The organism is Psychrobacillus sp. NPDC096623, assembly GCF_044762655.1.
In the GTDB taxonomy this organism is placed as follows: Bacteria; Bacillota; Bacilli; order Bacillales_A; family Planococcaceae; genus Psychrobacillus.
The window spans coordinates 345,208-368,351 of the sequence record NZ_JBIWER010000003.1; the positions used below are offsets into that span (position 1 = coordinate 345,208).

The 23,144-nt window shown below is 36.7% G+C and carries 22 protein-coding genes and 1 other annotated feature; of the genes, 2 read left to right on the forward strand and 20 right to left on the reverse strand.

Annotated features, from left to right (window positions below; genetic code table 11):
- Position 1: 1 nt before the first annotated feature.
- Complete coding sequence (locus ACIQX2_RS11205) at positions 2 to 985, forward strand: bile acid:sodium symporter family protein (protein WP_402850081.1); 984 nt, start codon at positions 2 to 4, stop codon at positions 983 to 985.
- 239 nt (positions 986 to 1,224) lie between these two features.
- Here the strand turns inward: ACIQX2_RS11205 and argF are convergent, their stop codons facing one another.
- The 5 genes from argF to ACIQX2_RS11230 form a co-directional block, all read right to left on the reverse strand.
- Positions 1,225 to 2,190, reverse strand: a complete 966-nt coding sequence (argF, locus tag ACIQX2_RS11210) for an ornithine carbamoyltransferase (RefSeq protein ID WP_402850084.1) — start codon at positions 2,188 to 2,190, stop codon at positions 1,225 to 1,227.
- Positions 2,191 to 2,333: 143 nt separating this feature from the next.
- Positions 2,334 to 3,422: a M42 family metallopeptidase gene (locus ACIQX2_RS11215; RefSeq protein WP_402850087.1), complete on the reverse strand. Its 1,089-nt coding sequence runs from the start codon at positions 3,420 to 3,422 to the stop codon at positions 2,334 to 2,336.
- Between the two features lie 85 nt (positions 3,423 to 3,507).
- Entirely contained in the window at positions 3,508 to 4,329 is an 822-nt protein-coding gene (locus ACIQX2_RS11220) for a hypothetical protein (RefSeq protein WP_402850089.1), read from the reverse strand.
- Positions 4,320 to 5,405, reverse strand: a complete 1,086-nt coding sequence (locus ACIQX2_RS11225; protein WP_402850091.1) for a DUF2207 domain-containing protein — start codon at positions 5,403 to 5,405, stop codon at positions 4,320 to 4,322. Before ACIQX2_RS11225 ends, ACIQX2_RS11220 begins: the two co-directional genes overlap by 10 nt.
- Positions 5,406 to 5,470: 65 nt before the next feature.
- Entirely contained in the window at positions 5,471 to 5,956 is a 486-nt protein-coding gene (locus ACIQX2_RS11230) for a dUTP diphosphatase (RefSeq protein ID WP_402850094.1), read from the reverse strand.
- A 93-nt stretch (positions 5,957 to 6,049) separates the two neighbouring features.
- Between ACIQX2_RS11230 and ACIQX2_RS11235 the strand changes: the two genes are divergently transcribed.
- Positions 6,050 to 6,436 (forward strand): sigma-w pathway protein ysdB, encoded by a 387-nt coding sequence (locus tag ACIQX2_RS11235; protein WP_402850097.1) that lies wholly within the window; start codon positions 6,050 to 6,052, stop codon positions 6,434 to 6,436.
- A 956-nt stretch (positions 6,437 to 7,392) separates the two neighbouring features.
- Here ACIQX2_RS11235 and ACIQX2_RS11240 read toward each other — a convergent pair.
- The 15 genes from ACIQX2_RS11240 to hflK form a co-directional block, all read right to left on the reverse strand.
- Positions 7,393 to 7,677, reverse strand: a complete 285-nt coding sequence (locus ACIQX2_RS11240; protein WP_402850100.1) for a DUF1294 domain-containing protein — start codon at positions 7,675 to 7,677, stop codon at positions 7,393 to 7,395.
- A 62-nt stretch (positions 7,678 to 7,739) separates the two neighbouring features.
- On the reverse strand, positions 7,740 to 8,099 hold the full coding sequence (gene rplT / locus ACIQX2_RS11245; RefSeq protein WP_090564198.1) for a 50S ribosomal protein L20: 360 nt from the start codon (positions 8,097 to 8,099) through the stop codon (positions 7,740 to 7,742).
- A 46-nt stretch (positions 8,100 to 8,145) separates the two neighbouring features.
- The gene (gene rpmI / locus ACIQX2_RS11250; RefSeq protein ID WP_053588661.1) at positions 8,146 to 8,346 is read right to left on the reverse strand and encodes a 50S ribosomal protein L35; all 201 of its coding nucleotides are present in this window, start codon (positions 8,344 to 8,346) and stop codon (positions 8,146 to 8,148) included.
- Between the two features lie 30 nt (positions 8,347 to 8,376).
- Positions 8,377 to 8,940 (reverse strand): translation initiation factor IF-3, encoded by a 564-nt coding sequence (gene infC / locus ACIQX2_RS11255; protein WP_093060784.1) that lies wholly within the window; start codon positions 8,938 to 8,940, stop codon positions 8,377 to 8,379.
- A gap of 257 nt (positions 8,941 to 9,197) precedes the next feature.
- Positions 9,198 to 11,123: a threonine--tRNA ligase gene (thrS, locus tag ACIQX2_RS11260; protein WP_402850104.1), complete on the reverse strand. Its 1,926-nt coding sequence runs from the start codon at positions 11,121 to 11,123 to the stop codon at positions 9,198 to 9,200.
- A gap of 58 nt (positions 11,124 to 11,181) precedes the next feature.
- Positions 11,182 to 11,427: a binding site (T-box leader), on the reverse strand.
- A gap of 86 nt (positions 11,428 to 11,513) precedes the next feature.
- On the reverse strand, positions 11,514 to 12,452 hold the full coding sequence (gene dnaI, locus ACIQX2_RS11265; RefSeq protein WP_402850106.1) for a primosomal protein DnaI: 939 nt from the start codon (positions 12,450 to 12,452) through the stop codon (positions 11,514 to 11,516).
- Between the two features lie 9 nt (positions 12,453 to 12,461).
- Entirely contained in the window at positions 12,462 to 13,829 is a 1,368-nt protein-coding gene (locus ACIQX2_RS11270; RefSeq protein WP_402850109.1) for a replication initiation and membrane attachment family protein, read from the reverse strand.
- Between the two features lie 36 nt (positions 13,830 to 13,865).
- The gene (gene nrdR, locus ACIQX2_RS11275) at positions 13,866 to 14,330 is read right to left on the reverse strand and encodes a transcriptional regulator NrdR (protein WP_402850112.1); all 465 of its coding nucleotides are present in this window, start codon (positions 14,328 to 14,330) and stop codon (positions 13,866 to 13,868) included.
- Positions 14,331 to 14,448: 118 nt separating this feature from the next.
- Positions 14,449 to 14,832, reverse strand: a complete 384-nt coding sequence (gene speD, locus ACIQX2_RS11280; protein ID WP_093060429.1) for an adenosylmethionine decarboxylase — start codon at positions 14,830 to 14,832, stop codon at positions 14,449 to 14,451.
- Positions 14,833 to 15,033: 201 nt separating this feature from the next.
- Positions 15,034 to 16,038 (reverse strand): glyceraldehyde-3-phosphate dehydrogenase, encoded by a 1,005-nt coding sequence (locus ACIQX2_RS11285; protein WP_402850117.1) that lies wholly within the window; start codon positions 16,036 to 16,038, stop codon positions 15,034 to 15,036.
- A 297-nt stretch (positions 16,039 to 16,335) separates the two neighbouring features.
- Entirely contained in the window at positions 16,336 to 16,932 is a 597-nt protein-coding gene (gene coaE, locus ACIQX2_RS11290; protein ID WP_402850119.1) for a dephospho-CoA kinase, read from the reverse strand.
- A 12-nt stretch (positions 16,933 to 16,944) separates the two neighbouring features.
- The gene (mutM, locus tag ACIQX2_RS11295; protein WP_402850122.1) at positions 16,945 to 17,817 is read right to left on the reverse strand and encodes a bifunctional DNA-formamidopyrimidine glycosylase/DNA-(apurinic or apyrimidinic site) lyase; all 873 of its coding nucleotides are present in this window, start codon (positions 17,815 to 17,817) and stop codon (positions 16,945 to 16,947) included.
- Between the two features lie 12 nt (positions 17,818 to 17,829).
- Positions 17,830 to 20,457 carry a DNA polymerase I gene (gene polA, locus ACIQX2_RS11300; protein ID WP_402850124.1) on the reverse strand — a complete coding sequence of 876 codons (2,628 nt, stop codon included), beginning with the start codon at positions 20,455 to 20,457 and terminating at the stop codon, positions 17,830 to 17,832.
- A gap of 77 nt (positions 20,458 to 20,534) precedes the next feature.
- The gene (gene hflC / locus ACIQX2_RS11305) at positions 20,535 to 21,515 is read right to left on the reverse strand and encodes a protease modulator HflC (RefSeq protein WP_402850127.1); all 981 of its coding nucleotides are present in this window, start codon (positions 21,513 to 21,515) and stop codon (positions 20,535 to 20,537) included.
- Positions 21,515 to 22,510 (reverse strand): FtsH protease activity modulator HflK, encoded by a 996-nt coding sequence (hflK, locus tag ACIQX2_RS11310; RefSeq protein WP_402850130.1) that lies wholly within the window; start codon positions 22,508 to 22,510, stop codon positions 21,515 to 21,517. The genes hflC and hflK overlap by 1 nt, the downstream gene beginning before the upstream one ends.
- Positions 22,511 to 23,144: the final 634 nt, after the last annotated feature.

Sequence of the window (23,144 nt, forward strand, 5' to 3'; positions counted from 1 at the left end):
TATGAAATTATTAGAATCAATAAGTAATTTTGCAGGTAAGAATTTTGCTTTTCTCGTAATTATCGTAGCAGTAGTAGCATTCTTCATTCCAGAAACGTTTTTACCATTTGGTAAGTATATTACGATTTTACTAGGTATTGTTATGTTTGGTATGGGTCTAACTTTGAAGGCAGTCGATTTCAAATTAATCGCAACACACCCTAAACCAGTTATCTTCGGTGTAATTGCACAATTTGTCATAATGCCCATTACCGCTTTTGCCATTGCTTATATTTTAAATTTGCCTAGTGAATTAGCAGCTGGACTTGTATTACTTGGTTCCGTTCCTGGGGGTACTGCTTCTAACGTAATGGTTTACTTAGCTAAAGGTAATGTACCACTTTCTATTACGATGACATCATTCTCTACACTGCTAGCTCCTCTCTTAACACCAGCATTATTGCTTTTATTCGCTGGACAATGGATGCCTGTAGATGCATTTGCTATGTTTAAGTCAATCGTGCAAGTAATTATTATTCCAATCGTACTTGGATTACTAGTAAAAAAATTGTTCCCCGCTGCTGTAGAGAAAAGTATAAACGTCGTACCGTTAATTTCTGTATTAGCCATTATCACAATTGTTTCTGCAGTTGTAGCTGGTAATGTAAACAATATCGCTTCAGCTGGTTTGCTAGTATTCTTAGGAGTATTCTTGCATAATGGAGCAGGTCTATTATTAGGGTACTATGCAGCGAAATTTATGGGATTATCCGTGCTAGATCGCCGCGCTATCTCGATTGAAGTTGGCATGCAAAACTCTGGTTTAGGTGTTGCACTTGCGACCGCTCACTTAGGACCACTAGCAGCATTACCAAGTGCATTAGGAGCTGTATGGCATAATATTTCTGGACCTATTTTAGCAACATACTGGTCTAAACGTCCAGTGAATGATGAAGTGAAAGAAAACATAGTTGTTTCTAGTGACAGCACATTAACAAAAGCCTAATTTGATCAAACTTTTTTAATATAATTGTATACTAAACCGAATCTAAAAAGACTGTCTTACTTGTCGAAGCGATCGACTTGAAGACAGTCTTTTAAATGTAATAAAGAGCGATTCAGCGTCTCCCGAATCACTCTTCCTATGTAGTGATGAAGTTATCCATCTTGATAAACGACATCACGGAAATATTAATAATCTCAAATGAAGAGACAAACCCTGTCTTCTCCATTTGGTGAAACCATTTAAGCCATAACCGATGCAAGTACTGCTTTTTGTGCATGCAAGCGATTTTCTGCTTGTTGAAAAATATATGAGTTAGGACCATCAATAACAGAGGTTGCAACCTCTTCTTCTCGATGAGCTGGTAAGCAATGTAAAAACATATAATCATCTTTTGCATTTGCAACTAACGCGTCATTGATTTGGAAATCTTTAAAATCTACTAGTCTTTTAACTGTCTCCTCTTCTTGCCCCATCGAAGTCCAAACATCTGTATATACAACATCTGCATTTACAGCCGCCTCTACAGGATCATTGGATACGAACAAGGAGCCACCATTTGCTAGAGCAATAGTTTTAGCCTTTTCTAGTATTTGCACATCAGCTTCATAGCCAACCGGAGTTGCTACTGAAATATGCATTCCCATATACGCTGCTGCTATAACTAGAGAATGCGCAACATTATTCCCATCACCGATATAAGCAAGCTTCAATCCAGCCGTATATCCCTTCACTTCATGTATCGTTAAAATGTCTGCAAGCGCCTGGCAGGGATGAAAAATATCGGTTAATCCATTAATAACTGGAATACTAGCATGCTCCGCTAGCTCTTTAACCATCTCATGTGAGTTTGCACGAATCATGATGCCGTCTAAATAACCGGACAATACATGGCCAGTGTCGTATACAGATTCACCGCGACCAATTTGTAAATCGCGTGCATTCATGAACATACCATTTCCACCTAATTGCTTCATACCTACTTCAAAGGAGATTCTTGTACGAGTGGAATGTTTCTCGAATATCATTCCTAACGTTTTACCTTCAAGTAAAGGAGGACATTTTCCAGCTTTCGTCAACGTCTTCAATTCAACAGCTAACTGAACTAAGTCTTCTACCTCCTCTTTTGAGTAATCTAAAAGCGTCAATAAGTCTTTCCCCTTTAAACTATCCACTACTTTTAAATTCACCCATTCAAGTAACTTCATTTATAAAAACTCCTTTTTCCGTATATTTATGTAATGCTAATTATATGTTTGAATAAATATAAAGTCAAGTGGATTTATATACAATTTTAAAATAATAAAAACGTTTAAAGGATATGATACTTCAAACCCTTTAAACGCTAGTATTAATCGAATGTTATTTTGTTTACAGCATCACGATCTAATTTTTTTATCACTTCTACAATTAACTTCACTGTGTTTTCATAATCGTCTCTATGCAGTATTCCTGCATGAGAATGTATATAACGAGTTGCAACACCAATCGCAAGAGAAGGAACACCATTTACGGAAATATGCATGGAACCTGCATCTGTTCCACCACCTGGTATCGTTTCAAATTGATAAGGTATATTGTGCTCGTCTGCTGTATCCGTTACGAAATCACGTAAACCTTTATGGGAAACCATGGATGCATCAAATAATACGATTTGTGGACCCGCACCCATTTTACTTGTCGATTCTTTTGCAGTAATACCTGGAGTGTCGCCAGCTACACCTACATCTACTGCAAAGCCTATATCAGGTTTGATTTTATTAGTTGTTGTTTTAGCACCTCGTAGGCCAACCTCTTCTTGGACATTACCTACTCCATAAACGATGTTTGGATGTTGTTCATCTTTAAGTGCTTTTAACACATCAATTGCAATTGCACAGCCAATACGGTTATCCCATGCTTTTGCTAATAGTAGCTTATCGTTATTCATTACGGAAAACTCAAAATAAGGAACTACCATATCTCCCGGTAATACTCCCCATTCCATTGCTTCCTCTTTTGAAGATGCACCAATATCAATGAACATATCTTTCACGTCAGCCGCTTTGTTACGAGCTTCTGCAGATAATATATGAGGAGGTTTTGAACCGATTATACCAGTAATTGTGTCTCCCTTACGTGTCACAATTGTTACGCGCTGTGCAAGCATTACTTGGGACCACCAACCACCTACTGTTTGGAAGCTCAAAAACCCTTTGTCATCAATTTTTGAGATCATAAAGCCTACCTCATCTAAATGACCAGCTACCATTATCTTAGGTCCGTTCGCATCTCCAACTTTTTCTGCAATAAGACTTCCTAAATTATCGTATTCAATTTTATCTGCAAAAGGTGCGATGTACTTCTCCATCACTTCTCTTGGTTCACGCTCGTTACCAGGAATCCCTTTTGCATCTGTCAAATCCTTTAACATCGTTAAAGTTTCATCTAGCTTTGGCATTATTTCGACCTCCTAAATATATGTACGGTTTAATTATATTCTAAATTTATGACATTTTCAAAATTTGAGAACAAAAAGTGAAACATCAATCAGCTCCAGCTCCGCCACCGCCGTCTCCTCCACCTCCAGAATCTCCTCCATAAGAACCCCCTCCATCTGACGAAGAAGTGGAAACCTTAGTCCATGACCAAGACTTTGTAACATAATCTATCGGGTCTGTACTTGCAAGTAATACTGTAGCAAGCGGAATAGAGAATTCCTCGAGTGGGATGTCAATATTTTTTCTACCTAATAAATAGGCTCTAATAATCCATTTTTCTTGTTCAACATTGTTTAAGGTAATTGGCATACCATTATTTAGTTCTTTTCGATAGGAACGTACTGCATCTTTGGCTCGTACCGCGTTCATCGAAAGAATGTTTCTAGGTACAACTAAATATAAAACAATAATCATGAATAACAATCCAATGATTAAATCTACTATTTCATCATTCCCAATAGAAGTAATAGAAAAAAATATTAAAACTGAGTATACACTAAAAAATAGAGTTGAACGTTTTTTATTCCAAAGGATAACTAAAAAGCTAATCGTTATTGTGAAAATAAAAGGAATCGCAAAATAGCTTTGCGCATTCGCATAATATGCAAACATTGTAATCATTGAAACTATAATGATAGCCGCAGTTATAATTAGTAAAGGAATTTTACTATTAATAGCTCCCGCTTCTTCTAGCTCTTTTTCAACTAAATCGTGCCACACTGTTTGTTTCTTTTTAAAGACCTTCACTTTAGTATGAAAGAATTTGGAGTCCCTATTATCCTTCGCGGCGCCTGCAGCATCGTGTAAATGAAATTGCCATTTTCTAGAGCCACTTCTAGTTGTAAACAGCCAACTAGTCAATTGCATTCAAAAACTGAAGCTGCTAATCCCCCATTTATAAGCCGAAAATCCAGCGTTTCTTCTGGAGCTTTCGGATCATGTTTAAAACGAAGCGCAGACTTTGCATGCTTAACTTTCACTGCCCCTTTTTCAACTAGTGAAAAAAGACCTGCAAGGAAGGCTTTAGGATGAGGTTTTCCACATTTATCAACAAAAAACAAATACAATACATCGGTATTTAAAACTACATCACTTTGTCCCTTTCTCCAAAAATGCCTTTGCGGTAAAAACAAAAGAAAGCTAAGAATGATGAGTAGCATAGCGACAGAGACTTTCGGTATGAATGAGATTAGGGTACCTAGAAAGGATAGTTGTTTATTCCATTCTTTTTGCTTTTTTATTTCATTAGCCAATGCCTCTTCATAGGTTACGGATGCTTTAGTTTTTTCCTGTGTTGAAATTAGGTTTGCTGGAAATATTAAACTAGTCTTTGTTTCCGTATAAGCTTTGGAAACAGGACTTCTAAACCGAATACCAATAGTATTTTTTTCGATCTGCACCTTTGCTTTATTAGAAAAAAAACCTTCAAACATATTTGTTTCTACAGTTTCCGGGAAAATATAATCAATCGTTAAATTAGAGAAATCCCGGTCATGAGCATCCCCATCTTCAAAGTAAACAACATCCAGATCGTTATAATTATCATAGGCAGTAATACTATTTTTAAGCCTATACACATATAAAAACGACACTTGCTGATTACGTATACCAATATTGGAATAGAACGTGTTGTTTTCTTGTTGTACTTGTAGTGGTGTCATCATAGTCTGATCGATAAACCCTGGTTCTAAGTTTAATTGAGCTAACTTATAGGCATATAAATGTTCTACATTTTCCCCGTGTTCTTTTGGGAAAGAGCGGCTCAAATTAGAGAAGGATCCCTCAAAATTATATGTAAATACTTCATTTACTAAAAGATCACCATTTGGTTGAATCCATGATTTTATATGTACTTTATCTATGGAATAGGACTTTGCTTCTGCTACTATTCCGAAAGAAAAGGAAAGGAATATTAAAAGAGAATACAATGAAAACTTTTTCATTGATTTAACCTACAATCAAGCTTTTGCTAATTTACGGCTAATATGTGAAAAAGTTTCAAACAAAGTTAATAACCATTTTTTTGGCGCTCATAATTCGTTTCATTTTTTTCGATATACGCTTGTAAGACATCCTCACTACTAAAGCCAAGTTTTTCTGCAATTGCACCATACAGAATCCACAATTTTTCGTAGTGAATTTTAGTCGGTTCAGTTAAAAATGTTAAAATGGATTTATTCGTTGATATGAAAAGTGCTGTTAAATCACCTTCCACAACTTCACGTGGCCATTCGTGTAAATCATGAAAGCCTTTTTCTATTCCTAACGATAATATAAAGTGGATAGAATCAACGTATTCTTCCAAAATAACGCTTCGTTCTGAAGGCCCCTTTTCACTCCAAAATTTAAAGCATCTCGTTTCATTCGCAAGTTCCGCGAGTTCAACTATAAGTGCCAACCCTTTTTTTATAAAAACATCCTCCGTCACTTGCATGTTAGCTTGTATATATTGGTCTAAAGCACGCTGCATTGTAAAAAGTTTATGTAAATTCATCATTTCCTCCAAATATTTTAATTTATTTTGAAACCAAACTACCTTCTCTATCGTATAGCAAGTACAATGTATTTTACAAGGAGGACATTTGAGATGTTCTATATATTAAGATTACTTATTTTGATACTTATCATATATGTTTTTTATAAAATCCTTCGCTACTTATTTGATCCAAAGCGCAAGCTAGATGAGGCATATGAAAAGGAGCAGTATTATTATTATGATGAAGTAAAAAATGTTCGTAAAAACTTCTTTATCACGTATAAAGGAGCTCTTTTCGAAGGTGAAAAATATTTAGGAACAACCGATCAGGCTTTCGAAGTAGTCTCTATTTTTATATGGACAAAAGATCCCGCTAAACTACAAGGCTTTACAAAAGAGGACTTACGTTTTTTACAAAATGAAATCAAAATGAATTATCCAGAAGCCAAAATCAACTGGAAAAGTCCAATTGAACAATTAATGCAAGATGACTACTAGAAAAGGTTGGTCGAGAGTCCTCGACCAACCTTTTTTTCGATCGATCGATTATTTGATGTGGTCGATTGATAATATGACGTCATTGATCGATTATCAATGGTGATTGATCGATTATTGCTGTTGAGTGATCGATTTTATATTAAAAAATTGTCTAGTAGTTAAGTATAGAATATTTACTACACGGATGTGCGCTTGCCGCACGCTACGCATGAGCCTTAAAGGATGGTCGCTATCGCTCCTTCATCCTTTTTTAAGTTTCATTCTTCGCGCTCTTGCGGATTGGAAGGAGCACATCCTGTAGAATGCTGTTTTGAAGGAGATAACTTTAGTAAATTATGAATTATATATGTATGACTTACCTATGTGGAAATTCTACAACTCATATTCTATCAATTATTGATATAAATAAACCTCATAATAATAAGTACTGATTCAGTGAAAAGTAGCGATGTTTTGCTATAACTTGAACCTGATATGTATCCTTTTCATAATCATCGGTTTTTTCATACTATCTCTGTTCAATTTCAAAGTTAATATCAACTCTATTAATGATTGAAGTGCAACGCGGCGACTCCAGCGGGAACAGCGCGAGCTGAAAGCCCCGCAGGAAAGACGCTGGCCGAACTTTGTTTGGCCAATGTCTTTGCGACGAGTAACCGCGGGAGCATATGTTTTCGTAGTGACGAGGAGATTGAAGCCGTGCCCGCGGAAAGCGTCCGCGTGTAACGGAAATCATAGTATTACTAACAACTATCTTTTTAGAATCTAGTATGTATACCAAAGGTTAATTCCATTTATATGCGTATTAAAATCATCGTTTCTATAATAAGTACCTTGTTTAATTTCATAATTCTATCTAATTTTATGATTGGCATTCAACACAACTCCACTATGAATGTCTTGTGCCAACTTTATTAAACACCACTTCGCGGAAATCAGAGCAAAAAAAGACAGCTCTATGCAATAATCGAGCTGTCTTTTGTTAATATGTAAAAAATCAAAAATGCATACAAAATCATTAGCATTAAAAACCCTACACGAAAATTCGTGTGCTTCGTTTTATGGCGAAACATTTGCATGCCAATGTATGCGCCAATTCCGCCTCCAACAACCGCTAGTGTCCAAAGTGTTTTTTCTGATATGCGTTGCCCCTGTTTTCTTGCTTGTGATTTGTCATATCCCATTAAAACAAAAGCGATAATCGACATGATCAATATAAACATAAGAAGAACATTTGTCATATTTACTTTGCTCCTTGTACAAAAAAAGCTGATAGAATCTCTATCAGCTTTTTTAACTTATATTATTTTGCGATTGCTTTTTTTGCTGCATCTGCAAGTTGTGTAAATGCTTGAGAATCTGTTACTGCAAGATCCGCTAACATTTTACGGTTAACTTCGATTTCAGCTAATTTCAATCCGTGCATTAAACGGCTATATGAAAGTCCGTTCATACGAGCTGCCGCATTGATACGTGTAATCCATAGTCTACGGAAATCACGTTTTTTGTTACGACGGTCACGGTATGCATACATGAATGATTTCATTACTTGTTGGTTAGCAACTTTGTATAATGTATGTTTTGAACCGTAATAACCTTTAGCTAATTTTAATACTTTTTTACGACGACGTTTAGTTACTGGTGTGCTTTTTACGCGTGGCATGATTCATTACCTCCTGCTATTCTTTCGAATGATTGAATTTCTGTTATTATTTCATGTAAGTTAATAAAGTTTTGATACGTTTGTAATCGCCTGAAGAAGCTACTTTAGTTTTACGTAATTTACGTTTTGCTTTAGTAGATTTATTAGCGAATAAGTGGCTTCCAAAAGCACGGTCATGTTTTAATTTTCCAGTCCCGGTTTTTTTGAAACGCTTTGCAGCTCCACGGTGAGTTTTCATTTTCGGCATGTCGAATTCCTCCTAAACAATTGTACTCTATTACTGTTTTTCGTTTTTTGGTGCAAGCACTAAAAACATACTACGGCCATCCATTTTCGGTTTTGACTCGACAGTGGATACTTCCGTACAAGCTTCTGCAAATCTATCTAAAACTCGTTGTCCAATCTCTTTATGAGTAATGGCACGACCTTTAAAGCGGATAGATGCTTTCACTTTATCTCCTTTTTCAAGGAACTTAATCGCGTTTTTTAGTTTCGTTTGGAAATCATGCTCATCGATTGTCGGGCTCAAACGAACCTCTTTCATCACGATAATTTTTTGATTTTTACGAACTTCACGATCTTTCTTTTGCTGCTCAAATTTGAACTTACCATAGTCCATGATACGAGCGACTGGCGGCTTGGCTTGAGGAGCCACAAGGACAAGATCCAAATTTACTCGACCAGCTATTTCAAGTGCTTCATTACGGGTTTTTAAACCTAATTGATCGCCGTTCTGATCAATAACTCGTAGTTCGCGTGCTCGAATGCCATCGTTTACATACATGTCTTTGCTAATATTGATCCACCTCCAAATAGTGTCGCGAATACATGGTTTGGGCATAAATTCCGTAGAAACGAATAAGTTACGCCGTTTTAGATCCATAAAAAAAGCGAACAGACATATAATATATGTCTGCCCGCCGATATGAGTACATGTAATAACTACATGTTACAGTCGATCTTATGCTTACCAGTCAACAACACTTGTAGGTGTCAAACAGGTGAGAAGCGGGCAGCCTCTTCTTATACCGCAAACTTGTATTCAATAACCTTATTAACTATAGCATGTTGATATGATCATGTCAACAAACAAATCTATTAATGTGCTACTTCTTCTTTCAAACGTTCTAAGAACTTTGCAAAAGGAATGCTTTCTGATTTTTGTTCTCCGTATTTACGAACATTTACATTACCTGCTTCTAGCTCTTTATCGCCTAGTACAAGCATGTATGGAATTTTTTGCATTTGTGCTTCGCGAATCTTATATCCCAGTTTCTCTTCGCGGTCATCCATTTCAACGCGGAAACCAGCAGCAACTAGTTGCTCTTCAATTTGCTTAGCAAATTCAAAATGCACTTCATTGGAAACTGGAATGATTTCAACTTGGACTGGTGCTAACCAAGTTGGGAATGCACCTTTATACTCTTCGATCAAGAATGCTACAAAGCGTTCCATCGTAGAAACTACTCCGCGGTGAATAACAACTGGACGATGATGCTTGCCATCTTCTCCAATGTAATTTAAGTCAAAGCGTTCTGGTAACAAGAAGTCTAATTGAACAGTAGATAAAGTTTCCTCTTTACCAATTGCTGTTTTCACTTGAACGTCTAATTTTGGTCCGTAGAATGCTGCTTCATCTTCGGCTTCAAAGTAATCTAAACCAAGCTCGTCCATCGCTTCTTTTAACATGCTTTGTGCTTTTTCCCACATTTCATCGTTGTCAAAATATTTTTCTTTGTTTTGAGGATCACGATAAGAAAGACGGAATGAGTAGTCTTCCAAGTTAAAATCTTTATAAACGGAAATAATTAATTCTACGACTTTTTGGAATTCTGATTTAATTTGATCTGGCCGTACAAATAAATGCGCATCATTTAAAGTCATTCCGCGAACACGTTGTAAGCCTGATACTGCACCTGACATTTCATAACGATGCATTGTTCCTAATTCAGCAATCCGTAATGGTAGGTTTCTGTAAGAATGCATACCATTTTTGAACACCATCATATGATGTGGACAGTTCATTGGACGAAGAACTAATGTTTCATTGTCCATTTCCATTGGTGGGAACATCGAGTCTTGATAATGATCCCAGTGACCAGATGTTTCGTAAAGCTCTTTCGAACCTAATACCGGTGTATATACATGTTTATATCCCAGTTTAAGCTCTTTATCTACAATATAACGTTCAATTACACGACGGATTGTTGCACCGTTAGGTAACCAAAGTGGCAAGCCTTGCCCAACTTTTTGAGAAGTTGTAAATAACTCTAACTCTTTCCCTATTTTACGGTGATCGCGTTCTTTCGCTTCTTCTAGCATATTTAAGTGATGTGTAAGCTCTTCTTTTTTGAAGAATGCAGTACCGTAAATACGTTGAAGCATTTTGTTATCACTATTTCCACGCCAGTAAGCCCCAGCGATACTTAATAGTTTAAACTCTTTAAGTTTACCTGTAGATGGAACATGGACGCCACGGCAAAGGTCAAAGAAATCCCCTTGCTCATAAATTGAAACCTGTTCACCTTCTGGAATTGCTTCCAAAAGTTCTACTTTGTATTCATCTTCTTTAAATTTATCAAAAGCAACCTGGCGTGAAACATCATGACGAATGATTTCAATATTTTCATTAATAATTTTTTTCATTTCTTTTTCGATTAATGGTAAGTCTTCTGCAGTTATTGGTGTTGGTGAATCAATATCATAGTAAAAACCATTTTCGATAACTGGACCAATACCTAATTTAACGTCTTTGAAAAGACGTTTTACTGCTTGCGCAAGTAAATGTGCTGAACTGTGGCGCAAAATTTCTAGCGCTTCGTCAGATTCCGGAGTAATGATCGCGATATCTCCATCCTCTGTAATTGGCGTTTTAAGATCGATTAATACTCCACTTAGTTTTCCAGCAAGTGCTTTTTTGCGTAATCCAGGACTGATCGATTGAGCTATTTCTTCTGTAGTTGTTGATAGAGGGAATTCCTTCACTGCACCATCTGGAAATTTCAATTTAATAATTTCTGCCATTTTGAACACTCCTTTTATATTTACAATAAGTGAAAACAATAAAAAAACCCCATCCCTAAAAAGGGACGAGGTTCAAGTCGTGGTTCCACCCTTCTTCTGTCTACCCATTACTAAAAGTAATGACAAATGAAATAGACGAAGCTCTGCATCGGCTAACGGGCCGGTTACCGGTAATTGCTATTTAAATTCACAATTACTGCTCTGAGGTGGTAAATCGATTGCCGATACTTAAGAAGCTTACAGCCAAGGCTTCTCTCTCTTTAAAGTCGTACAAACTGATTATTGTCCTCTTCCTCGCATTTACTTATTCTTATGAAAATGATTATACGCCACAGAAAATTCAATTGCAAGATGAAATCCAATTTTCCCGAGCAATCTCTCACATATTCTTTAACTTTCTCTCCAATTTTTCCCTTGAAGTGCAATGGGAGTCGTAAGTGAACGAATACGCTCCATAATTCGACCAGCTTTGACTACTTCCTTTTCTCCACGTTGTGTGAAAGATAAATGATGCTGCAACTCGTCATAGTTAAAATTAGAAGACATAAAAGTTGGTAACTGTTCCGACATTCGATAATGTAAAATCGTACCTAAGATTTCATCTCTCGTCCAGCTGGACATTGTTTCAGCACCAATATCATCTAGCATTAAAACAGGAGCTCGTTTGACGAATTCAATTTTCTCCGCAAGTGACTGATCCTGGATGGATTGCTTCATTTCTCTAAAAAATTCCGGAACATACACAACTACGGAATGTATATGTCTTGCCGCTAGCTCATTTGCGAGAGCTCCTAATAAATAGGACTTTCCTACACCAAACTTACCGTAGATATACAATCCTTTAGCTGGCAACACATTTGTACGCTCCCACTCGTTGAGAAAATCCTTAGCTGCACGGACTGCAACTACTCTACTACCATCCTCTAAGTCCACTCCAGCAAGACTAGCCTCCATAACCTCTTTAGGCATATGAATACTGTCAATCATGGAAGTAACCTTCTTACGCTCATCTTCAATAATACCTCGTTTACAACGAATAAAATCATTATCGATCAAGTTTCGATCAAGTACTAGTTTAGGTTCATACCCTTTCATATAATTCTTACATTCATCTAGTGTTGGACAGGCTTCACAATTATGAGACTGTGATATAAATTCATATAGCTTACTTAAGCTACGATCGACTATCTCCTTGTTAATATGTGATGCGTTTTCCTCTAAAAAACTCTGTACCTGTTGATCTTCTAAAACTTCTTTTTTCATATCATTTAATCTCGTAGTAAATTCGGGCGACACAACTCTTCTTAAGGTTTCATTTATACGTTCCACTTCTTCCACCTACCTTTTTAGCATGCCTAGCTCTGCTAATAGTTTTTGACGTTCCTCATCGATATTTTGAATACCATTCGTCGAATTACCTGAGGATTTCTTCGCTTCTCCATCTTTCTTATAAAACCAATCAGGCACTTTTTCCTCCCGTGTTGGCTTTTTAGAATACGATTTTTGTGGAGAGCCTTCGTTTTTCCATTTTACGTATTGCTCATGCTCGTTTCTAGCAAGTTCCATTGCTTCTTTTGCTGTTTTGACATCTTTACGCATCCAGTGAGAAGCAATTTTTTCTGCATAATTTTTTGTGAGTTTCATATCTGTACGTAGTAATACATATTGCAGTAAAACATTGACTACCCCAATGGGCATTTTAAAATGAGTTACAAAATGATTAGCTAGCTGAACATCGGCGAGAATCGGCTCTTTCCCGTTTGCAATGTCCTTTAACACGGTTATTGGAGGAGTTGTTTCTAAATAGTGGATTAGCTCCCCTTCCTTCGTCAAAGGTTGAGTAGTATCTATAGGTACAGCTTTCTTTTCAATTTTCTCAATTACCGGTGCCACTTTCGAAACCGTTAGTTTGTAATAATCCGCGCACGCTTTTTTTAATCTTGCTTCTGATAAATGTAAATCATCATCTAACGCTAAAATAACTACTTTTTGCATTTCCACTGGACTTAAGTTATATAAGAAAGAGAGTTTTGCAATTACTTCTTTTGCTTCAATGTTCATCGCTGATTTAGGCACTAATTGTTCTGAAAGACCTTCTTGAAGTAATGAAAAATCAAATTCATCGTAATAAAAAGGGACAGAAGATTTTCTTTCCTTTGATTCGAAAGTTTCATCGACAGATACTGTATTATTCATTTTAGTAGATGGTTTAAATACATCGACAAAAGTTCTAGAGACGTCTGTGAAGCCCTCATTCCAATTAGCGCTTTGGACAAAGCGATTACGCAATTGTATAAAAGCATTTTCTCCTACCTTGTTTAGCAAAAACATGGATAGTAATGGATCCTTTAAGAATGATTCAGCATCTAATGGCGCTGCAAGCTCATAATGAAATATACTTCCTTCATCCATTGTTTTTTTCCAAGTACGTAGCAGACCAATTGCCTCGAGAGCAAGACGTCCTTGAAAAATTTTACCGATTGGCATGCCAAGAACATTCATCAGTTGATAATGCGACCATCGCTCACTGTTTTGATGTTCTCCATCTGCCCAAAGTGTCAAATACAAACTTATACTTTCTGCTCCCACCAACGGCTGATAAAACAAAGTCAACAATTGCCGATCATAATCTGATAAAGAATATGGTAAGCGAATCATATACAAATCTGCTGGCTGTAGCTCTTTATATAGCATCGACAATTGCATCTACGCTCCTTTTAGATTTTGATATATATAAAATGTTTATAATGATGGATTTTTCTTTAAAATTTCTTTTAGTTCATCGATGAATACATTAAGGTCTTTGAACTGACGGTAAACAGATGCAAATCGTACGTAAGCTACTTCATCTACTTCCGCAAGCTTATCCATTACAATCTCGCCAACGTCCTCTGACTTTACCTCTGCATTACCCATTCTTCGTAATTCTTTTTCAATAGAGAACACCATATTTTCAAGTTCCTCTAGTGCAACCGGTCTCTTCTCACAAGCACGAATAAGCCCCCGCAACACTTTTTCACGACTAAACTCTTCACGAGAGCCATCTTTTTTCACAACGATTAGTGGTGTCTCTTCTACTTTTTCAAACGTAGTAAAACGAAATCCACAATCCTCGCATTCTCTTCTTCTTCTGATCGCCTTATTGTCATCCACAGGACGAGAATCGACAACTTTTGTGCCATTATATTGACAAGTTGGGCATCTCATATTGATCTCTCCTAATTCTTCACGGTAGTTTTATGTATCTATTATAACAATATTCTTCTATAAAATCGAAAAAGCAGAGGAATCGCTTCCTCTGCTCACTCAGTCAGGTATAAATCTATTACGCTTGAACTGTCATTCGTGATGCAGGCTTTTTAACAGGTCCCATACCACGTGGCATTTCTAACGTTTCGCGTGTTCCAGCGTTAAGAGCATCTGCTATATAGTTAGCTGCGATTGATGGATCTAAATCACCACATGTATACACATCAATGCTAGCATAACCATGCTCTGGAAAGCTGTGAATCGTTAAATGCGATTCGGAAATAATAACGACTCCACTTACACCTTGTGGTGCAAATTTGTGAAATGCAACTTCTCTGACCTCTGCACCAGATTTTAGTGCAGCATCAACAAATGTTTGCTCGATAAATTGCATATCGTTAAGTTTGTCGAAATCGCACTCCCATAGTTCTGCAATAATGTGACGTCCCATTGTTTCCAATGTCCGTTTCCCCCTTTGATAAGTTTTATTTTTAACCTCAAAGTTGACTACCACGGGGGAAAGTTAGTCCTAAGAGGTCCTAACCCTTTAAGTAGTCGGTGTACAAGTAAAGTAACACGATTCTCATTATATGTTGTTTTATTTAAATATGCAAGAAATAATATATCCTCTTTCTAAATACTTAGAAAGAGGATGGAATAATCATAGAGATGACGCAACTTTTTTAGTAAGGTCCACTACTCTTGCAGAGTAACCCCATTCATTATCGTACCACGCAAGAACTTTCACTTTGCGGTCTCCAATAACCATAGTAGTTAAACCATCTACTGTTGTTGATAGGGTTGTAGTGTTAAAGTCAATTGAAACGAGCGGTTCCATTGTAATACCCAAAATACCTTGCATTGCGCCTTCAGATGCTTTGACAAAAGCTTTGTTTACTTCTTCAACAGTAACATTTTTTTGTAAATCCACAACTAAATCAACTAAAGAGACATTCGGAGTTGGTACACGTAATGCCATACCATGAATCTTCTCTTCAAGCTCTGGCAGTACAAGAGTAAGTGCTTTTGCTGCTCCGGTAGAAGTTGGAATGATAGATTGGCCACAGGCACGTGCACGTCTCAAATCTTTATGAGGATTGTCTAAATTATTTTGATCGTTTGTATATGCATGAACAGTTGTCATTAACCCATTTTCAATGCCAAATGTGTCATTTAATACTTTAACGACAGGTGCTAAGCAGTTTGTAGTACAGCTAGCATTAGAAATAATATGGTGAATCGAAGAATCTAATTTATCATCGTTAACTCCCATTACAATTGTTGCATCTTCGTTTTTTGCAGGAGCAGTAATAATTACCTTTTTAGCACCAGCTTCAATATGTGCTTTGGCTTTTTCACCGTCGTTGAATTTACCTGTGGATTCAATAACAATATCCACATTTATAGCTTTCCAAGGCAAATTGGCTGGATCTCTATCATCTACAATTTGTACACGCTGACCATTTACAATTAATGCATCATCGGCCAATTCAATATTTCCAGTGAAAGTACCATGTGTAGAATCATATTTGATAAGATGTGCCAATGTTTCTAATGGGTACCTCGCATTAATCGCTACCACATTGATGTCCTCTTGAGCTATTAATTGGCGAAATACCATCCGCCCAATACGTCCAAAACCATTAATTGCAACTGAAACTGCCATATGAAAAGTCCTCCTGTAACTATGTGATACTTATTGTTTTTTAACCTTGAATTAGTATAACACATTTTCTTTATTGTGTAGCCCCAAAAAGATAGAATAATAAAGTCGTTATTTTCAGACAAATATTAAATTGTTTCAGTAGTGCTCAGGAAACTTAATAAAGTCAAAAATTGTTTCTATTATTTCTGAGATGCTTTGGACAGATTTATTGCGTTATAATACCGATTTTTTAAAAAAGGGTGGTCGAGACTAACGTCACGACCACCCAATGTTAAACAAAATTATGATTACTTATTTTTAGTTTTCTTGTTCCCAAATACCTAATATTTTTTTCAATTGTTGTTCGGTTTCTTCTATTGATCCATTGTTATAAATAACCGCATCCGCACCTTCTTCTTTAACTGATAAAGGTAATTGTGATTGAATACGTAATTTGGCTTCCTCGTTCGTAAAACCATTCCGTGCCATTAATCTTTCTAGCTGCGTCTGCTCAGTTACTGTCACTACTAAAATTTTATCCACAAATGCCTGCAGCCTACTTTCAAAAAGCAAAGGAATATCCATAATGATGACTGGATGATTTTGCTGCACTAAATGCTCCTTCTGGGCTAGCATTTCTGCTCGAATAGCAGGATGAATAATATCATTTAACTGTTTGCGTTTAGAAGGATTCGAAAAGATGATCTCACCTAGTGCTTCACGATTTAAAGCACCATCTTCGTGGGTAACTACAGGACCAAATGTTTCTTTAATCATTTCAAGTGTCCTAGTACCTTTTTCTACTACTACACGCGCGACAATATCCGCATCTATTATCGGGAAGCCCATTTCTTTTAACATATTGGAAACAGTACTTTTCCCGCTAGCAATACTACCTGTTAATCCGATAATCATCTAGTTGCTCCCTTAATTCTGACATGCTGGACAGTAGGTAGATGTACGACCACCGATTGTCTTCTGTTTTGTTTTCGTACCACAGACTCCACATTCCTTTTTGCCATACATTTGGAGTCTATTTTGCATATTGCCTGCTCCACCGTTAACAGTACGATAATCTGAAATCGTACTGCCTCCGTTTTCAATACTATCTAGCAGAACAATTACAATTTCTTGAAACAACTGAATTTTTCGCTCTCTACTAATCCTTTTTACTGTACGGGCTGGATGTATTTTCATACGAAATAACGCTTCAGTTGCATATATATTCCCACAACCAGATATGATATGACCATCCATGATAAATTCTTTTATTGCTTTATTTTCATATTTTGGTAATGCGCTCATATGCAGAAAATGATCCAATGCATGTTGATCAAAAGGCTCGGGTGCCATCAGCAACAAAGGTGGATAGTCCGCTTCTGTTTCTAAAAAACGCAGTTCTCCAAATCGGCGAATATCCGCATAGACTAGCATGTCACCCTCTTCAAAAAAGAGACTAACATGCGCATGCTTTCTAAATTTATCTTCAGTTATTTCATGCACGTTTTTCACAGAAAACCACGCTCCTGACATACCCAAATGAGAGACGAGCATATGAGGTTGTCCATCTATTAATAGATGGAAATATATATATTTAGATCGTCTTTCTAAATGATCTATCTTCGCACCGGTTAAAGCTAAACAAAAATGATCTACGTCTAGCCCTTTTATAATTGCTTCTTTGCCATTCGCTTTAGATTTATAAATGGTATCAGAAACCTCCACAGACTTAATCGTCTTTCCTGTGACGATCGGTTGGAGAGCGCGCAATACGCCCTCCACTTCTGGTAATTCAGGCATACTTACCACCTCCTACTTTGTGTCGTACCAAGATGATCCAAAGGCATAATCGACTTTAAGAGGGACAATTAACTTAATCGCGTTTTCCATTACTTCTGGAACAATTTTTTCTAGCATTTCAATTTCTTCGGGTGGTGCCTCAAAAATCAATTCATCATGAACTTGCAGTAGCATTCTAGTTTGCATATTTTCTGTTATTAATCGTTCTGCCATATCGATCATTGCTTTTTTAATAATATCTGCTGCACTTCCTTGAATTGGTGTATTCATCGCAGTGCGTTCCGCAAAACTTCGTAGATTAAAGTTTGAACTTGTTATTTCAGGCAAATACCTTCTTCTATTTAATATGGTAGTAACGTAGCCTGTTTGTTTTGCATCATGAACAATATCATCCATATATTCTTTAACTCCTGGGAAGCTATTTAAATAATTCTCGATAAACTTGGCCGCTTCTTTTCTAGTAATATCCAGGTTTTGTGATAACCCATAATCACTAATACCATATACGATACCAAAGTTAACCGCCTTAGCAGCACGACGCATATCGGATGTAACACCATCCTGCTCTACATGAAAGACATCCATTGCTGTTTTCGTATGAATATCTAAATCATTATTAAAAGCATCTACTAGGTTTTCATCCTTTGACATATGAGCAAGCACACGCAATTCAATTTGAGAATAATCGGCTGCAAACATTACCCATCCAGGTTGAGAAGGGACAAATGCTTTACGGATCTTTCTCCCCTCTTCTAAACGAACTGGTATATTTTGTAGGTTAGGATTGATCGAACTCAAGCGACCAGTTGAAGTAAGTGCTTGTTGATACCTTGTATGAATTTTACCATCATCTTCATGAATCTCTTTTAACAATCCTTCAATATACGTCGAATTGAGCTTACCTAATTGACGATACAGTAGAATTTGTTCGATTATTTCATGCTCATTTGCAAGTTTCTCTAGAACATCCGCGGCAGTTGAATAGCCTGTTTTTGTCTTTTTGATAGGTGTAAGTCCAATTTTTTCAAATAGTATTACACCTAATTGTTTAGGTGAATTAATATTAAATGTTTCTCCCGCTAGTGTATAAATGTCTTGTTCAATCGCCTGCAGTTTAATATTTAGCTCATGACCCATTTCTACTAGTATTTTTTTATCCACTAAAACTCCATCCGATTCCATCGTGCCGAGGATAGAAGCAAGTGGCAGCTCTATTTCTTTATACAATGCGTATTGTTCATTTTCTTCAAGCTTTACTTCTAACTTTTCTTTTAAATCCCATATTGCCTTTGCTTTTCTAACTGCATGTTCTGCAATTTTATCGATTTCAGGCGCGGATTTTTTGGCACCTTTTCCGTAAACACTATCATTTGTCAGCAGGTTAAAGTAACCAAATTCTTTCGCAATTGCTGCAACGTCCTCTGACGAAATAGCTGGATTTACTATATACGCTGCTAATAAAAGGTCAAATTCAACTCCATGAACATTAACATTGTGTTTTCTGCTAACAGCTTGTGTTGCTTTTGAATCTGCTAAATATTTTTTGTTTGTATTATTCTCTAACCACGAACAAAAATCCTCCGATTTAAAAGCTACATCTGCTGGAGCAAAATAACCTTTTTCTCCATTCGATAAAGCAATGCCTAATAATTCGCTTGTATGGTATTGAACATCATACATCTCTAAATGGACTGACATAACTTTGTCTAATATAGTAGAGTCTATTTGTTCAATAATCTCGAATGCTACTTCTGTCGTTTCTAATTCCTCTGAAATATAGTCAGTCTTATCCAAAAGTGTTTTAAAAGATAGTTCCTTCCAAACTTCAATTACCTCTTCCATATCGGGACCATTATATGAAATATCTTTAATAGAAACCTCTATTGGTGCAGCTGTTTCAATTGTAGCCAATGCTTTACTCATAATAGCCTGTTCTTCATTGGCAATAAGTTTTTCCTTTAACTTAGCGCCACTCACTGTTTCCAACGCTTTGTACAAATTCTCAACAGAGCCATGCTCCTTTAATAGCTTTATAGCTGTTTTTTCCCCTACACCCGGCACTCCAGGAATATTATCTGAAGCATCACCCATCAAGCCTTTCATATCGATAATTTGTAAAGGAGTTAAACCATACTTTTCTTGCACATGTTCAGGTGTGTACTTTTCAATATCGGTAATTCCTTTTCTCGTAATATATACAGTTGTTTTATCGGTAGCTAATTGTGTTAAGTCCTTATCTCCGGAAACAATCACTACTTGCTGGCCTTTTTCATCCGCTTGCTTACTTAAAGTGCCGATAATATCGTCCGCCTCATACATTTCCAGTTCGTACCTCTTAATACCATACGCATCGATCAATTTACGTATATAAGGAAATTGTTCTGAAAGCTCTGGTGGAGTTTTTTGTCTCCCACCTTTATATTCACCAAATGTTGAATGACGGAAAGTTGTTTTTCCAGCATCAAATGCTACTAACATATGGGTTGGATTTTCTTCTTCCATAATTTTTTGTAGCATCATTGTAAAGCCATACACTGCATTTGTATGTATACCATGTTCGTTCGTTAATAAGGGCAGGGCAAAAAAAGCTCTGTAAGCCAAACTATTGCCGTCTAATAATAAGATTTTCTCGGTTGACAAATGCTTTCACTCCTTCTAAATAAAATCGTCATTCCCTATATCTTACCATGACAGTAAGGGGAATGACGATTCATATACTATTCTAAGTAACCCGATAAAATATTTGCATAAGGTGAATCGGATGGGATGATGATCATTGTATCATCACCAATGGTTTTCTTATAAGACTCTAACGTACGGTATAAGGAATAGAACTCAGGATCCTTTGAGAAACTATCGTTATAAATTTTTGCTGCCTCTGCTTCTCCATCTGCTTTAATCACTGCTGCGTCTTTGTTAGCTTTAGCTAACATTTCCCGAACTTCACGATCTGTATCTGCTTCAATACGGCGTTTATCTGCATCCCCCGTGGACAGGAATTTTTGTGCAATACTTTGTCTTTCCGAAATCATTTCGTTGTAAACGGACTGCTCATTCTCTTGTGGAAGATCAGTACGTTTTATACGGACGTCTATTACTTCAATTCCGTAATTATCTTTTTTCAATAATTCATTCACATGGCTTGTTATTTGATCATTTAAGCTTCCTCGCGAAGAATTTTCATCGTTAATAATCTCACTGTATTCTAATTGACCAAGCTCCGAGCGAACTACAGAGTAGATGAACTCTTCCATACGTGAGCCTGCTCCAACTAATGTCCCCGCACTAGAAATCATTTGTTTAACGTTAACTACTCTCCATACTGCATAATTATCAATAATGATTCGACGCTTATCTTTTGTATTGATCTCAGCTTCAGATAATTTATAATTCATTTGATATTTAGGTACAGTAGTAACAGTTTGAACGAATGGTATTTTCATATGAATTCCTGGAGTTTGTTTTACGTCCTTGATCTCTCCGAACTGACGTATAACTTTATATTCCCCTTCTTTTACAACGTAAATATTTGCAAGAGCGATAATAAATAACACAAAAACTAGGAAGATTGCAATAAATGGCTTAGTATACTTTTTATAATCTGTTGGTTTCTTTTCTTTAGGAGCTTTACTTGGTTTGCTTCCAACTGTTTTAAACTTTTCCTCTAAACCGGAGAATGGATTTTTGTTTTCAGCCATTATTTCCCGCCCCCTTCTTCTTTTTCAGTGTCTTCTTCCGTTTTAGTGTCAGTTGGTGGGACTGCTTGTTTAGTAGATTCTAGCGATTGAAGTGGAAGGTATTTCATCGTTCCACCGTCATCATTCATAATGTACAAATTTGCATTTGGAAGGACCGCATCTAACGTCTCCATAACTAAACGCTGTCTAGTAATCTCTTTGTTATTTTGATATTCTGCGTAAAGCTTATTGAAAAGTGCAACATCACCTTTTGCCTGTTCAATACGAGCAGTTTTATAGCCTGTCGCATTTGAAATAATAGCATCTTTTTCACCTTCAGCTTCACTTAACTTTTGGTTTTTGTATTTATCTGCCTGATTTACCTTCGTATTTTTTGTTTCCTCCGCATCTGTTACTGCTGTAAACGCCGAGCGAACCTCTGCATTTGGAAGCTCAACATCTTGCAGCTTCACTGTAAGTACCGTTATTCCAATATCATATTTTTCGATTAAAGTACGCAATAGATCACTTGTATCACTTTCAATCTGTGCTTTTCCAGATGTTAAAGCATCATCGATTTTAGAGTTACCAATAACTGAGCGAATCGAAGCTGAAGTTGCATCATGTAGTAACTCTCGAGGATTTTCAGCATTAAATAAATATGATTTCGGATCTGTAATTTTCCATTGGACAACTAAATCGGTTAGTACAATGTTGTCATCCCCTGTAATCATTTTAGTGTCCTTATCAAATGATTCAATTTCACCGTTTGCTTTTTGGTTGTACCCAAATTGAAGGCTAAATGTTTCTTTGGATAATTTCTCTACTTTTTGTATTGGCCATGGCATTTTAAACTTTAACCCTGGATCGACTATTGGTTCACTTGCTTCACCAAACGTTATAACGATTGCTTGTTCTGATTCATCTACTGTATACCAAGATGTAAACACAGCTGATATTAAAATAATGCCAATTACACTCATGGTGATAATAGTTAGCAGCCTTTTCGTACTCATGTTACTTCCTCCTTTGTATGTATACTTCCTTTTACGGTTTAACTTGGTAATTGGTTTCAAAAAAGTAGTTCACCTGTTTCATAAAGACATTATTAGGTAGAATTTTTTAAAGTTTAGTTGGAATATCAACTTCCAAGTTGGAATAGGATGTTTTTTACATTATGGGACATAAGAAAACCGGGCAAAAAAAGCCCGGTCCTTTAAGAACAAAAACCCAGATATGCCAATGATTGTAGCTCCGTCCGGACGCTTTCCGTGGCACGGCTCGAGCCTGTAGTCTCTCCCTCGTGCTGTCCCACAGGAGTCGCCGACCTGTGCTACAATCCATATAACCTCTGTTATAAAAGTAAAGTTTCAAACAATATCAGTTAAAATGAAAGTCTGTCCTTTACATGGTCTACAATCCCATTCGAAAAGATTGCCAGTAATTGGATAATTATTTAATAAAAATTTGTCCAATTTTTATATGGTAAGAATAAGCTATGCCAAATCTATTTATGTAGTACCACACATTCATTGATTGTAGTGAAAGGTGGCGACTCCTGTGGGATGAGTGAGACACATGAGATATACAGCGACGCGCTAGCGACGGTGATAGCTCATCGCTCACCCCACGGAAAGCGTCCACCTGAAA

Excerpts from the sequence above, each read along its gene's own strand:
- ACIQX2_RS11205 (WP_402850081.1), top strand. The coding sequence starts at position 2 with ATGAAATTATTAGAATCAATAAGTAATTTTGCAGGTAAGAATTTTGCT.
- argF (WP_402850084.1), bottom strand. The coding sequence starts at position 2,190 with ATGAAGTTACTTGAATGGGTGAATTTAAAAGTAGTGGATAGTTTAAAG.
- ACIQX2_RS11215 (WP_402850087.1), bottom strand. The coding sequence starts at position 3,422 with ATGCCAAAGCTAGATGAAACTTTAACGATGTTAAAGGATTTGACAGAT.
- ACIQX2_RS11220 (WP_402850089.1), bottom strand. The coding sequence starts at position 4,329 with ATGCAATTGACTAGTTGGCTGTTTACAACTAGAAGTGGCTCTAGAAAA.
- ACIQX2_RS11225 (WP_402850091.1), bottom strand. The coding sequence starts at position 5,405 with ATGAAAAAGTTTTCATTGTATTCTCTTTTAATATTCCTTTCCTTTTCT.
- ACIQX2_RS11230 (WP_402850094.1), bottom strand. The coding sequence starts at position 5,956 with ATGAATTTACATAAACTTTTTACAATGCAGCGTGCTTTAGACCAATAT.
- ACIQX2_RS11235 (WP_402850097.1), top strand. The coding sequence starts at position 6,050 with ATGTTCTATATATTAAGATTACTTATTTTGATACTTATCATATATGTT.
- ACIQX2_RS11240 (WP_402850100.1), bottom strand. The coding sequence starts at position 7,677 with ATGACAAATGTTCTTCTTATGTTTATATTGATCATGTCGATTATCGCT.
- rplT (WP_090564198.1), bottom strand. The coding sequence starts at position 8,099 with ATGCCACGCGTAAAAAGCACACCAGTAACTAAACGTCGTCGTAAAAAA.
- rpmI (WP_053588661.1), bottom strand. The coding sequence starts at position 8,346 with ATGCCGAAAATGAAAACTCACCGTGGAGCTGCAAAGCGTTTCAAAAAA.
- infC (WP_093060784.1), bottom strand. The coding sequence starts at position 8,940 with ATGCCCAAACCATGTATTCGCGACACTATTTGGAGGTGGATCAATATT.
- thrS (WP_402850104.1), bottom strand. The coding sequence starts at position 11,123 with ATGGCAGAAATTATTAAATTGAAATTTCCAGATGGTGCAGTGAAGGAA.
- ACIQX2_RS11270 (WP_402850109.1), bottom strand. The coding sequence starts at position 13,829 with ATGCAATTGTCGATGCTATATAAAGAGCTACAGCCAGCAGATTTGTAT.
- nrdR (WP_402850112.1), bottom strand. The coding sequence starts at position 14,330 with ATGAGATGCCCAACTTGTCAATATAATGGCACAAAAGTTGTCGATTCT.
- ACIQX2_RS11285 (WP_402850117.1), bottom strand. The coding sequence starts at position 16,038 with ATGGCAGTTTCAGTTGCAATTAATGGTTTTGGACGTATTGGGCGGATG.
- coaE (WP_402850119.1), bottom strand. The coding sequence starts at position 16,932 with ATGATTATCGGATTAACAGGTAGTATTGCTAGCGGGAAAAGTACTGTT.
- mutM (WP_402850122.1), bottom strand. The coding sequence starts at position 17,817 with ATGCCTGAATTACCAGAAGTGGAGGGCGTATTGCGCGCTCTCCAACCG.
- hflC (WP_402850127.1), bottom strand. The coding sequence starts at position 21,515 with ATGGCTGAAAACAAAAATCCATTCTCCGGTTTAGAGGAAAAGTTTAAA.
- hflK (WP_402850130.1), bottom strand. The coding sequence starts at position 22,510 with ATGAGTACGAAAAGGCTGCTAACTATTATCACCATGAGTGTAATTGGC.